This window comes from Schlesneria sp. (assembly GCF_036405755.1).
In the GTDB taxonomy this organism is placed as follows: Bacteria; Planctomycetota; Planctomycetia; order Planctomycetales; family Planctomycetaceae; genus Schlesneria; species Schlesneria sphaerica.
This window is the reverse complement of the sequence record NZ_DASWWZ010000095.1, coordinates 1-11,094: the sequence shown is the minus strand read 5'-3', so window position 1 is coordinate 11,094 and position 11,094 is coordinate 1. Positions and strand designations below refer to the sequence as shown.

The 11,094-nt window shown below is 55.6% G+C and carries 9 protein-coding genes; 6 read left to right on the top strand and 3 right to left on the bottom strand.

The features are described 5' to 3' along the window. Nucleotides 1-206: 206 nt before the first annotated feature. Nucleotides 207-1,220, top strand: coding sequence for a methyltransferase (locus tag VGE80_RS03155; protein WP_397571176.1), 1,014 nt, complete (start codon nucleotides 207-209; stop codon nucleotides 1,218-1,220). Between the two features lie 135 nt (nucleotides 1,221-1,355). On the opposite strand, the gene VGE80_RS03150 is transcribed toward VGE80_RS03155, so the two are convergent. Continuing rightward, complete coding sequence (locus tag VGE80_RS03150; protein WP_440591647.1) at nucleotides 1,356-2,702, bottom strand: excinuclease ABC subunit UvrC; 1,347 nt, start codon at nucleotides 2,700-2,702, stop codon at nucleotides 1,356-1,358. Between the two features lie 201 nt (nucleotides 2,703-2,903). Here VGE80_RS03150 and VGE80_RS03145 point away from each other — a divergent pair, with 201 nt between their 5' ends. Both VGE80_RS03145 and VGE80_RS03140 read left to right on the top strand, forming a co-directional pair. After that, the gene (locus VGE80_RS03145; RefSeq protein ID WP_397571861.1) at nucleotides 2,904-3,872 is read left to right on the top strand and encodes an AAA family ATPase; all 969 of its coding nucleotides are present in this window, start codon (nucleotides 2,904-2,906) and stop codon (nucleotides 3,870-3,872) included. A 402-nt stretch (nucleotides 3,873-4,274) separates the two neighbouring features. Next, nucleotides 4,275-4,715: an Hsp20/alpha crystallin family protein gene (locus tag VGE80_RS03140; RefSeq protein WP_440591646.1), complete on the top strand. Its 441-nt coding sequence runs from the start codon at nucleotides 4,275-4,277 to the stop codon at nucleotides 4,713-4,715. 321 nt (nucleotides 4,716-5,036) lie between these two features. On the opposite strand, the gene VGE80_RS03135 is transcribed toward VGE80_RS03140, so the two are convergent. Next, nucleotides 5,037-6,014: a response regulator gene (locus VGE80_RS03135; RefSeq protein ID WP_440591645.1), complete on the bottom strand. Its 978-nt coding sequence runs from the start codon at nucleotides 6,012-6,014 to the stop codon at nucleotides 5,037-5,039. 405 nt (nucleotides 6,015-6,419) lie between these two features. Between VGE80_RS03135 and VGE80_RS03130 the strand changes: the two genes are divergently transcribed. From VGE80_RS03130 to VGE80_RS03120, 3 genes are all read left to right on the top strand, one after another. Beyond that, a complete protein-coding gene (locus tag VGE80_RS03130) occupies nucleotides 6,420-6,869 on the top strand; it encodes an RrF2 family transcriptional regulator (RefSeq protein ID WP_373650757.1) in 450 nt (149 codons plus the stop codon). Nucleotides 6,870-6,924: 55 nt separating this feature from the next. Beyond that, complete coding sequence (locus VGE80_RS03125; RefSeq protein WP_440591644.1) at nucleotides 6,925-7,668, top strand: glucose 1-dehydrogenase; 744 nt, start codon at nucleotides 6,925-6,927, stop codon at nucleotides 7,666-7,668. 591 nt (nucleotides 7,669-8,259) lie between these two features. Further along, complete coding sequence (locus VGE80_RS03120; RefSeq protein ID WP_440591643.1) at nucleotides 8,260-9,528, top strand: lactonase family protein; 1,269 nt, start codon at nucleotides 8,260-8,262, stop codon at nucleotides 9,526-9,528. Nucleotides 9,529-9,707: 179 nt separating this feature from the next. On the opposite strand, the gene VGE80_RS03115 is transcribed toward VGE80_RS03120, so the two are convergent. After that, nucleotides 9,708-10,478, bottom strand: coding sequence for a response regulator (locus VGE80_RS03115; protein WP_440591642.1), 771 nt, complete (start codon nucleotides 10,476-10,478; stop codon nucleotides 9,708-9,710). Between the last annotated feature and the right edge of the window lie 616 nt (nucleotides 10,479-11,094).

Genomic DNA, 11,094 nt, shown 5'->3' with positions numbered 1-11,094 from the left:
TGACATTGTCGCGACCTTTTGCGGGTTTCTGGAAGATTCAGGAGTTCTGGTGAACTCCTGACCTGGAAGACGCGATTCGTTCAGGGATTTACTCGAAAGGCGGGTTGCGAACACAATCAGGGGGTGAAATGACGGAGCATGCCTCGTACGTGGGATGCCGGTTGCCAGAACTGGAACGCGTTCGGGTTACTACTTGAGGAGAGATCATGACAGGTCCGATGCCATCACCGGCTTTGTTTTTTGAGACCATTAACGCATTTCAGAAAACAGAGGCCCTTCGATCGGCGATTGAACTCGATTTATTCACGCTCTGCGCGGCAGGAGACCAGACAGCGGAGAGCCTCGCTGCAGCGACAAAGACCTCGCCACGAGGTGTTCGTATTCTGGCCGATGCGCTCTCGATTTACGGATTCCTGACGAAGCGAGGGAATGTTTATGAATTAACGCCGGATTCCCAGGTCTTCCTTGTTCGCTCGTCTCCCGCCTATCTGGGGGGAGTTATCGAGTTTCTGCTGACCCCACAAATTCGTGAAAGTTATCACTACCTGACGGCGGCAGTGCGTCGCGGGGGAACGGCTGTCTCGGAAGAGGGGACGGTTTCTTATGACAATCCCGTGTGGGTCGCATTTGCCCGGGCGATGGGGCCGATGATGCATTTGCCCGCTCAGTTGCTCACGGGTCTGATTGGCGGAGAGACGCAGCAGCCACTGAGAATTCTGGATGTGGCGGCCGGTCACGGACTGTTTGGGATCGCGTTCGCCCAAAAGTATCCGCAGTCCCAGGTAACGGCACTTGACTGGGCCAATGTTCTCAGCGTGGCGACTGAGAATGCCGAGCGTGCGGGAGTCGCGGACCGGCATAAGCTGTTGCCGGGCAGCGCGTTCGAGGTCCCCTGGGGCGGCCCGTACGATCTGGTGCTGTTAACAAACTTCCTGCATCACTTTGACCTGCCGACCTGTCAGCAGATCGCAGAAAAGGCTTATGCGAGCCTCGCGCCCGGGGGACGTTGCGTAACGTTGGAGTTTATTCCTGATGCGGACCGCATCAATCCCCCAGCGACCGCCTCGTTTGCTCTGACAATGCTCGCCACAACGGCCCACGGTGATGCCTACACGTACGCAGAACTGGAACAGGTGTTCCAGAAAGCCGGTTTTCAGAAGAACGAGTTCCGTCCCTTGCCGCCGACGATGCAGCAGGCGGTGATTTCCTATAAAGACTGAGTCTCTGTCCCGGGCTCGCTGTACCACTGACGTCAGATGATTCAGCAAGCTCCGAGCCCTCCCCGTTGGATTTACCGGGGAGGGCTCTGTGAGGATGCGAGATCAACCCGATGGTCGCTTCATTCCCGGTACAGATCAGGGCTTCTTCCCTTCCTCGCCGAAAGTCGATTTCTTGCGAAGCAGGTGATGATATTGCTGAGCGAACCGGTGCGATTCGTCGCGAACGTACTGGAGCAGTCGCAAGGCAAACGAATGTTTGCTGAGAACACGGGGGTCGGACTGGCCTGGCAGGAAGATTTCTTCTTCGCGTTTCGCCAGCGAGCAGACGAAGGGGGGCGTGACGCCGATACTCTCAAGTGCTGCCATGGCAGCGCCAAGCTGCCCCTTTCCGCCGTCGATCAGCAGCAGATCGGGGAATGGTTCCCCTTCCTGCTGGAGGCGTCGGAAATGGCGGCTCACCACTTCGCGCATTGAGGCAAAATCGTCGACTCCATCGACCGTGCGAATTTTGAACCGCTTGTATCCCTGCTTAAACGGAAGTCCGTCGATGAACTGAACGCAACTGGCAACGGTTTCTCCTCCCTGAAGATGGGCGATATCCATCCCTTCGATGCGGCGGGGAAGGGAGGGGAGATCAAAGACTTTCTTGAGCCCCAGAAGTCCTCGTTTGGGATCGACCTGAAAGACTTCGGGCTGGGCATGTTCGCGCAAGTCGCCTCGAAGGTTCAAATTTTCCAGAGATGTAATTTGATCCCGCAGCCGCGCAGCTTTCTCGAATTTGAGTTCCTTCGCCGCCAGTTGCATTTCCTGTCGGAGTTCTATGAACAGCGTTTCTTTCTTGCCATCCAGAAACATGCGCAGCCGGCGGATGTCGCGGCGATAATCTTCGCGCGAGATGCGCTGGTTGCAGGGGGCCGTACATTGCCGGATGCTGGCCAGCAGACAGGGACGGAACCACCGCCAGCGGTCGTCGGCTTCCTTAATGTCCAGGGTGCAGGTCCGAAACTGAAAGATCTGCTGTAGAACGGCGATGGCTCCCCGCAGGCGTTTGGCGTTTGTGAACGGCCCGTAGAGCTTTGTTCCGCGTGGTCGCGGCTTGCGGGTAAATTCGACCCGGGGAAACTCTTCGCGGATGAAGATTTCCAGATACGGGAAGGTCTTGTCGTCTTTCAGTTCCTGATTGAACCGGGGCTGGACATCTTTCACCAACCGGGCTTCGAGCAGCAGGGCATCGACTTCGCTATCGGTCACGATATAGTCGAGATCTTTGATCTCGGGGACGAGATTCGCCGTGCGCAGGTCTTCTGCAGCCTGTTTGGTGAAGTAACTTCCCGCCCGGTTCCGTAAATTGACGGCCTTACCAATGTAAATCACCCGGCCGCGCCCATCCTTCATCAGATAGACCCCGGACGTTGTCGGGAAGGTTTTCACCTTTTCTCGCGGATCACACGGTGGCTCGGGGGGAAGTGTGTTGTCACTCATGCAGAAAGGTTCTCGGCGGTCTCTTTGCTTGTCAACTTGTCGGCGAATGAAGTAAGTACGACAATGGATTGAAATTGCTCTGGCAAAATGTCCACCCCCCGTGGGGCGGCAATCGAATAATCAGTTCAGGCAGATGACTGGATCATCGGTCTGGCTTTGGGCTTTGTGCGTAAAGTCATTCTAACGAAAGTTAACGTGTCCATGATCGATTCGATCGAAATAGATGGGGTTCGTCTCTATCTCAGCCAGCCGGATTCGTCAGAAGGCGAGTGGATCGGTCAGCGGGAGATTCTTCAACAGTTACTGGCCTGCTGGCTGGTGGTTGACCAGAAGGATCTGCCACTTTCTCCTCGATTGGTGGGTTCACCGGGAATCGGGAAGACCACACTGGCAATCTCTGCAGGACGCGCCCGGCAGCAACATCTGCACATCTATCAGTGCACGGCAGATACTCGACCTGAGGACTTGCTCGTGACCCCCGTTCTCGCCGAGAACGGCAAGATCAAGTACCACGCGTCGCCGTTGGTGACGGCGATGGTGCGCGGCGGCATCTGTATTCTCGACGAAGGGAACCGGATGAACGAGAAGTCGTGGGCCAGTCTGGCACCGCTGCTCGACCATCGCCGCTATGTCGAATCGATCGTGGCGGGGGTTACGATTCACGCGCATCCTGATTTTCGCTGTGCCGTGACGATGAATGATGACGAATCGACGTTTGAGATTCCCGATTACATTCTCAGCCGTCTGCAGCCGACCCTGACCCTGGGGCACCCGAACCGCGAAGATGAAATGTCCATTTTGAGGTTCCATCTCCCCTTTGCAGAGACGGAGATGCTGAACCTGACGGTCAACTTCCTGCAGCAGTCGCACGAACTGAATCTCGATTTCTCCACCCGGGACGGCATCAACGTGCTGCGGTATGCGATGAAGCGGATGGCTCAGGATAAAGATCATCCTGTCAGCAAAGATGCGCTGTGGAAAGAAGCTCTGATGAACTGCCTCGGCGAAGGGGCCGAAGACCTGGAGTCGCTGGCACGGCGGCGTCAGCAGTCGCTAGGCGGGAATGCCATGCCGATGGGGTTGGGGGACTTTTTCTTCGACCCGGGGGATCCGATGCATCCAGACTACGATCTCGATGACGAGGACGACGAGGATGTAGAGGACCGTTGATTTCTGGATGTCGTGACGGCCTTTTGGAGCCTATGACCACGCTCTCCATTCTATACCGAAAGGCCGAATTTGAAGGGGGTTTCAGGTTTCCTGTCATTTTGGCTGCAGGGTGTCAGACTGCGTTTTGAGGCCCAAACGAATTTCTGCCAAGTTGGCATTGTGGAGAGTTGCCTCGCCGTCGGATTCAAGATTTTTGTTTCGGCGTTTCGTGTTGCCTGTTGATGTAATGCTTTTTAAGAAAATAGGTTGCATTTTGGGGAATGTCTCTGTCAAGCCTGTGTTGACCCGAATGGTACATGACTTGCTTTTTGAGAGGGGCAGACCGGGCCCGGTCGATTCTCAAATCAATCGTGTCACAATCTCTCAGGGAGAGGTCCTCCCTGACGGAATGGAGGTCTCACTATGCTTGTAAGAACTCGACGAATCGGTTTGCCCTCTGTTGACAGTCTGTCCACCGTTCATCGCGATATGGAAGAGTTGTTTGGGCGTCTGGTGAACGGCGCCGCCAACGGTGCCTCCGCTCATGGATGGCACGCTCCCGTCACCTTGTGGAACGATGCTGACAAAGTCTACGTCGAAATCGAAGTTCCCGGGGTCAAGAAAGAAGACCTGGAAGTGACCGTCCATAATGGACTTCTCCGGATTGCAGGCCAGCGCAAGGCTGCGGAAGGGGAACGTCAGTACTGGACGAATGAACGACGCTTCGGGGCCTTCGAGCGGACCATGACGATCCCTGACGAAATCGACGCAGACAGCATCGATGCCGAACTGGTGGACGGCGTGCTGCATCTGACGCTGACCAAGAAACCGGAAGCTCAGCCGAAGCGAATAGCCGTCAAGTAACCTGCGTCGCATGACAAAGCCAGTCATCTTCGATCGTTGAGTGGTTTCACTATGCGACCGAAGGTGACTCAGGTTTGAGTCTTACTCGATAGAGCAAACGATTGAATGAGGGGTTCATCATGCCAGCATGGTGGACTCCTTGTATTTTCGGAATGGGCGAACAAAGCGTGTCGTCACATGATATGAACCGACGAGGATTGTCGCTTCTCTTCGTACCGGCACCTGAAGCACTATTCACATTTGGGCCGACGGTTGTGGCCGATGGGACTGAATAAACAGGCGGCTCATAACTTCCATGGCAGGTTGGCGTCGTCATCGGCGTCAGGGCTTACCCACCTCTGGGGGTGATGAGCCGCCATTCGGATAGGACGAGGGGGCCTGCCCTGCAGGGGACTCGGCTTCCGCTGGGCGAGGGTGACTTCGTTTCACCAGCGTGATCGAGTTGCCAGTGGTGTTGTGGTAGGCCTCATCCATAAACGAGCGAATCAGCAGCAGTCCCCGTCCACTGGGTTTGAGAAAGTTTTGCGGGTCCCGCGGGTCGGGAACTGCTGCCAGATCAAAGCCCGGACCTTCGTCCGTGATCACGAACCTGACCTCGCCGGGCGTAAAACGTGCTTTGAGGTGAATTCGGCGATTGCAGTAGGGAAGTGTCTCCTGACGCGCCAGTATCAACTGTTCATAGGCGTCGTCTTCGCGGTCCCGCAGCTCCGAGCTGATTTCCAGATTGCCGTGGATCATGGCATTCAGCAGCGATTCTTCCAGTGACACGCCAATGCGTGTCAGTTGGTGCTCCTCGAACGTGCCACTCGATTGTCCGATTTCCTGCAGTTCTGCCACCGCGGCAGACAGCAATCTCCGGTCATTGATGAGCGAGAATTCGAGTTCATGCGCGACGATGTGCCGGGTGAGTCGTTTCCGGATCTGACGTCGCGTCGCGGCGGTGAGCACAGTCTTCACGACATCGGATAGACGGCCCCGAATCGACTGCTTAGGGACGTAGCTGGCTGCTCCCTCCTGGATGGCCTGGACGGCAATATCTTCGTTCCCAAATGCGGTCAGGATGACAAACGGCGTGCAGCGAAATCGGTCCCGGACGACCGCGAGTAACCCCAGCCCATCCAGTCGCGGCATTTGCAGGTCACTGAGAATCAGGTCGAAGGGGCCCTGTTCCTCAAGACTCTGCACCGCATCTAATCCGTCTGTGGCCTCGACCACTTCGCATTCGAATGATTTCTTCAATATATCTCTGATGATTTGCCGCGCCAGCAGCGAATCGTCAACGATTAAGAAGCGAGTCATACCGTCTCCTCCGAATCGGGTCGACTTGCGGGCCCGCGTCTGAAATGTCACGGTCCTTCCGGTAACGGAGGAACCGCAGAGTTGTCTAATCGGCCGCTTCATTTGGGGCAGATGGACTCCAGTCCTCTGGAGATTTCCCAGTGCCCCACTCTGAGGATTTTCGCGAGTTTGCTCGGTTGCTTCAATCTTGTGATGACGCAGCACGGAAAATGTGCATAGAAACGTCCTCATCCCGTAGAATGTCTTCGCCTTCAGGACAATGACAGGGCTTCAGGGACTGCCGCAATTCTGCTCTGACTGGATGATCTGAAGATCGCCTGATTCAGATTATCCCCTCGGAGCGGTGACAGAACGAACTGTTTTCAGAACTAATTGACCCTTCACGGAGAGGTGTTCAGAACGACCATGGCTGCCACCAGTGTCCAATTTTCCGTTGCGATCCACATGATGGCTGCCTTGGCCGAGCACTATGGGGAAGCAGTCCGTTCTGATCAGCTGGCAGCAAGTGTCAAAGCGGATTCCAGTTTTATTCGGCGGTCGCTCTCGAAACTCGCAAAAGCAGGCCTGGTGGAGACGACGCGAGGCCGAAATGGCGCCTGTTCTCTCGCTCGCCCTCCCGAAGAAATCACACTTCTGGATATCTACCGAGCCAGTGGCGCGCCACCGCCGTTCTCGATTCATCATTATGATGTCCAGGAAAAGTGCTCCGTCAGCGTTCACATTAAGTTCTGTCTGGGTGACGTCCTCGACAAGGTCCGGTTGAGTTTCGAAGAGACACTCTCGAAGACCACGCTCGCCGACATTATTTCAGATCTTCGAAAAAGATCGTGTAAGGATCGCTCGGGCCCCCTGTAATCCCCTTCAGATGAGTTTGTTACTTTTAATAGCACAAAATCGCAGGGAAAGAAAAATGAGCAAGCTGACAGGTAAAGTCGCGGTCGTGACAGGGGCTTCCAAGGGGATTGGTGCTGGCATCGCCAAGGCTCTCGCGGCTGCAGGCGCTTCTGTGGTTGTCAATTACGCGAAAAGCAAGAGCGGTGCAGATGAAGTCGTCAAATCGATCGAAGCTGCCGGGGGAAAAGCAGTGGCGGTCGGCGCCGATGTTTCGAAGAAAAGTGATGCTGAGTCGCTGATCGACGCAGCCATCCGGAACTACGGTCGGCTGGATATCCTTGTAAACAATTCGGGCGTGTATGAGTTTGGAGCGATCGAAGAGATCACCGAAGAGCATTTTCACAAGCAGTTTAACGTGAATGTGCTGGGCCTTTTGCTGACGACACAGGCTGCCGTTAAGCACTTGGGGGCGGGTGGTCGCATTATCAATATCGGCTCGGTGGTTTCGCGCCTGCGTCCCGCCAACACGGTCGTCTACACGGCGACCAAAGGGGCTGTCGACATGGTGACGTCAGTTCTGGCGAAAGAGCTCGGGCCGCGCCAGATCCGCGTTAACTCGATTAATCCCGGCCTGGTCGAGACAGAAGGAACGCACGCCGCCGGCATTGTCGGGTCTGACATGGAACGTCAGAACGTGGCGATGACTCCGTTGGGCCGCGCCGGTCAGCCAAAGGATATTGCGTCGGTTGCCGTGTTTCTCGCATCGGATGAGTCGGACTGGATGACAGGGGAACTGCTGGTCGCGAGCGGTGGACTTTAATCCCATTCGGTGGACGCAGCGAACTGACGCTTTCTCTTTAAGGTGAGAGTTACATCCAGGTTGATTGGCCCGGGTCGCTGCGCGCACGGTTCAGGTTGTGGCAGCCTGTCCTCTGCCGATGCCGATTCAAACTTTTCCTGACGCCAGTGTTCTTCATCAGGCTCATGAATGTCGGAGACTGACTCTGGGGACGAACCTGGGGTCGCTCTGCGCGACCTGCCGTTCGGTCGGCAGCTCATCCAGAAACTATCAACCAGCCCGATCCCATTTCCTCGGTTCCCCCGGCGGGATGCCGTTCGCCCAGGGCCTTCGGTCAGAAGGGGGCATTCCGCCATGCGTTGGTGACTCGGGTTTCGGAAATCGAAGTCTGTGGAATGGCACCCACGTTCGATGACTGCAGGAAACAGGCAGATCAGGTGTGAAGAAGGACCCTTTTTCGTGTTCCGTTCGCAATTCCACAGGGACAAATATAGTGTATTCCCCGGTGACGGTTCGGAAGCGCTGGTGGCAATTTCCTGCGGGAAGTGATGCCCATTTTCCCTGACCGTCTCAACACGGCCATTTTGATTTCCCACCTGCATGGTTCTCTTCATGAAACAGTCTGACACGACCCGCCGAAACTTTCTTAAAACGTCAATTGCGCTCGCGGGAGCGGTTCCATTGATGTCCCGTCTCGCCTCCGCTCAGACCGGAGATTCGGACCGCCCACTGTTTGCTTACGTGGGAACGTTCAGTTCACCTTTGACGGATGTGCTGCCCACTCAGGTGGACCTTCCCCCCGGGAATGGTCGCGGGATTCATATTTTCAAAGTGAATCGATCCACGGGGGTGCTCGATCCTGCGGGCGAATTTCCGATGGGGACCAGTCCCAGTTGTCTCGCGCTGAACGCTACCGGGACCCGAATGTATTCCGCGAACGAGACGGACCGGGTTGGGACAACGAAAGAGGGGACCGTAAGTGCCTTTGCGGTCAACCAGCAGACAGGACAACTCGAGCTACTCAACACGATTCGTTCCGGTGGTGCCGGTCCGACTTACGTGAGCGTCCATCCGAAGGGCAAATTCCTGCTCGTCGCCAACTACTTCGGTGGTTCTGTCGCCGTTCTGCCGATCCTGGCCGATGGCAAGTTGGGTGAGCCGACCGACGTCAAGAATGATGCGGGCAAGATCGGTCCGACGAAGGCCGTCAATGCTCCCCCGGGCAGCTTCGCCATCAGCGGGCATGACCGAACGCATGCGCACATGATTCAGGCAGATCCTTCCGGTCGATTTGTGCTGCATATCGATCTTGGTCTTGATCAGATCCTCGTCTCGAAATTCGACGAAAAGAAAGGGACTCTGACCCCCGCTGCAACACCCTACGTGTCACTGCCCCCCGGTGATGGGCCTCGACACTTCAACTTCCATCCGAATGGCAAATGGTTCTATTCCATTCAGGAGGAAGGGTCGACGGTTGTGCTGTTTGACTATGACGGTGAAACAGGTCGCCTGACCGAACGCCAGACCATTTCAACACTTCCCAAAGGCTTCGCGGGCAGCAATTTCTGCTCAGAGATTCTCGTGAGTGCGGATGGCAAATTCCTCTACGCGGGGAACCGACTGCACGACAGCATCGGGATCTTCTCTATTGGTGCTCAGGGTGAGCTGACGTATCTCGGTGAAGAATGGACGCGGGGTGATTACCCGCGGAGTTTCAACGTCGATCCGTCGGGAAAATTCCTGTATAGCTGCAACCAGCGTGGCGACAACGTCGCACTTTTTGAAGTCAATCAGCAGACCGGCGGATTGCAGTTCACGGGTCACTACACGGCCGTCGGAAATCCCTCGATCATTATCTTCCTCGAACCGAATCAAAAGTGATCGATGAGGAATTGAAGATTTCCCCACCTCTCATTCGTCAGAGGTGGGGAGGGAATGGATCAGATGCGGTCTCTCGAATCGTCGCCCGGGACGAGTATCGAGAGACCGCTTTTTTGCGTCGCAGGAATCGGAAACTCACTCGGCCACAGACTGCATCTCCCATGTGTGCAGTTGCCGAATCAGACTTGGGATGGCTTCGAGCTCTGATCTTTAGAGACGGCGCGGATCAAGGCATCGATTCGGACCGGTTTTGAAATCCAGCCGTCGAGTTGCAGCGGCTCTGAATCAAACTCGTTGCGCGATGAACCACTGACAGCGAATACCCGCAAGTCGTGCAGTCTCAGATCACTTCGGACCGACTTAAGAAAAGTCGGGCCGTCGACATCGGGCATTCGCATATCGAGTAGAACAATATCCGGCAGTTCATGTTCGTGAAGGTAATCGAAGGCTTCGCGTCCGTTGCCCGCGGTGGCGACTTCGAACCCGCCGAGTCGAAGGCACGTTGCGAGTAGTTCACGTTCGTTTGCCTGATCTTCGACGATGAGAACCTTGGGTGTTGTCGACCTGGCCTCGACAACGGCGTCGTGAGTGGCTCGCTCCAAATCAGAAAATTCGCGTAAAACTTCGCTGAGGTTGGCTTCGAGATCGACCGTTTCACCGATTTCGATTTTCCGTTGAAGCAACTGAAGCTTCAGCATTCCCAGGTTAAGTTTATTTCTCCAGGCGTGGCTCAGTTCTCGCACTTCCTTCGTCATTTTCGAAGTGGAAGCAGGGGAACGAGAAGCAGAGTCGGGGCTGTTATCCAGCACTTCTTCCCGGAGCACTTTGACGTCGTTGGGGGCCTCGATTCCCAGTCGAACGACAGAACCGGCGGAACGAAGGACATCGATCGTGATGCCCAGTCCGGGAAAGACCACTCTCTGTCCCGGGCGTCGAGATAGTACGAGCATTAGATAACCCTTCCTTGGCGAGAAACCAGGCGCATGACCAATGGTAATGTGGCAGGTCGCTGCGATTATCAGGGTAAGAGCCTCTTGCCCACGTCTACACATCCGTGCGGACCCCGACAATCCTTCTTGCTGCAGATTCTATACGACGCGGTACGAAGTTCAATAGCGATCCCGATTTAGGGAGAACCGACTACCAAAGCTTCGCTCTATGGGGGCAAGTGTCGCCTGCAAACATTCTCCAGCGACTCGCCCGCAGTTCATCGAGTAACACGCTGCGAACGACGTTCCCGGATAGTGCCATTGAAAACTAACGAACACTCCATTTCGATTGTTGAGTCCACATCGTTTTACATGGGATAGAGCCGGGTTACGTTGAGAGGTGTGCTATGCAAAGACGGCATTTGCGTTCTTGTGCAGTCGTAGGAGAAGGAATGTTGATGTCAGAGTGAATCGCCCAATCAGCCGCTTTTGAGGTTTGATTACGGCCCTCACGTGTCGCCGTCCACCATCGCCAATTCGGTCTCTGAACGAAGTCGAATTCGCGTTGAACCGCTGAGGGGGCCGAAGGCGTTCGTCGATGAATCGCCAACTCGGATCTGTGGCATCCGACCCGATC

What these genes read in the sequence shown, in the direction of transcription:
- VGE80_RS03155 (WP_397571176.1), top strand. Translation starts at nt 207, where the DNA reads ATGACAGGTCCGATGCCATCACCGGCTTTGTTTTTTGAGACCATTAAC.
- VGE80_RS03150 (WP_440591647.1), bottom strand. Translation starts at nt 2,702, where the DNA reads ATGAGTGACAACACACTTCCCCCCGAGCCACCGTGTGATCCGCGAGAA.
- VGE80_RS03145 (WP_397571861.1), top strand. Translation starts at nt 2,904, where the DNA reads ATGATCGATTCGATCGAAATAGATGGGGTTCGTCTCTATCTCAGCCAG.
- VGE80_RS03140 (WP_440591646.1), top strand. Translation starts at nt 4,275, where the DNA reads ATGCTTGTAAGAACTCGACGAATCGGTTTGCCCTCTGTTGACAGTCTG.
- VGE80_RS03135 (WP_440591645.1), bottom strand. Translation starts at nt 6,014, where the DNA reads ATGACTCGCTTCTTAATCGTTGACGATTCGCTGCTGGCGCGGCAAATC.
- VGE80_RS03130 (WP_373650757.1), top strand. Translation starts at nt 6,420, where the DNA reads ATGGCTGCCACCAGTGTCCAATTTTCCGTTGCGATCCACATGATGGCT.
- VGE80_RS03125 (WP_440591644.1), top strand. Translation starts at nt 6,925, where the DNA reads ATGAGCAAGCTGACAGGTAAAGTCGCGGTCGTGACAGGGGCTTCCAAG.
- VGE80_RS03120 (WP_440591643.1), top strand. Translation starts at nt 8,260, where the DNA reads ATGAAACAGTCTGACACGACCCGCCGAAACTTTCTTAAAACGTCAATT.
- VGE80_RS03115 (WP_440591642.1), bottom strand. Translation starts at nt 10,478, where the DNA reads ATGCTCGTACTATCTCGACGCCCGGGACAGAGAGTGGTCTTTCCCGGA.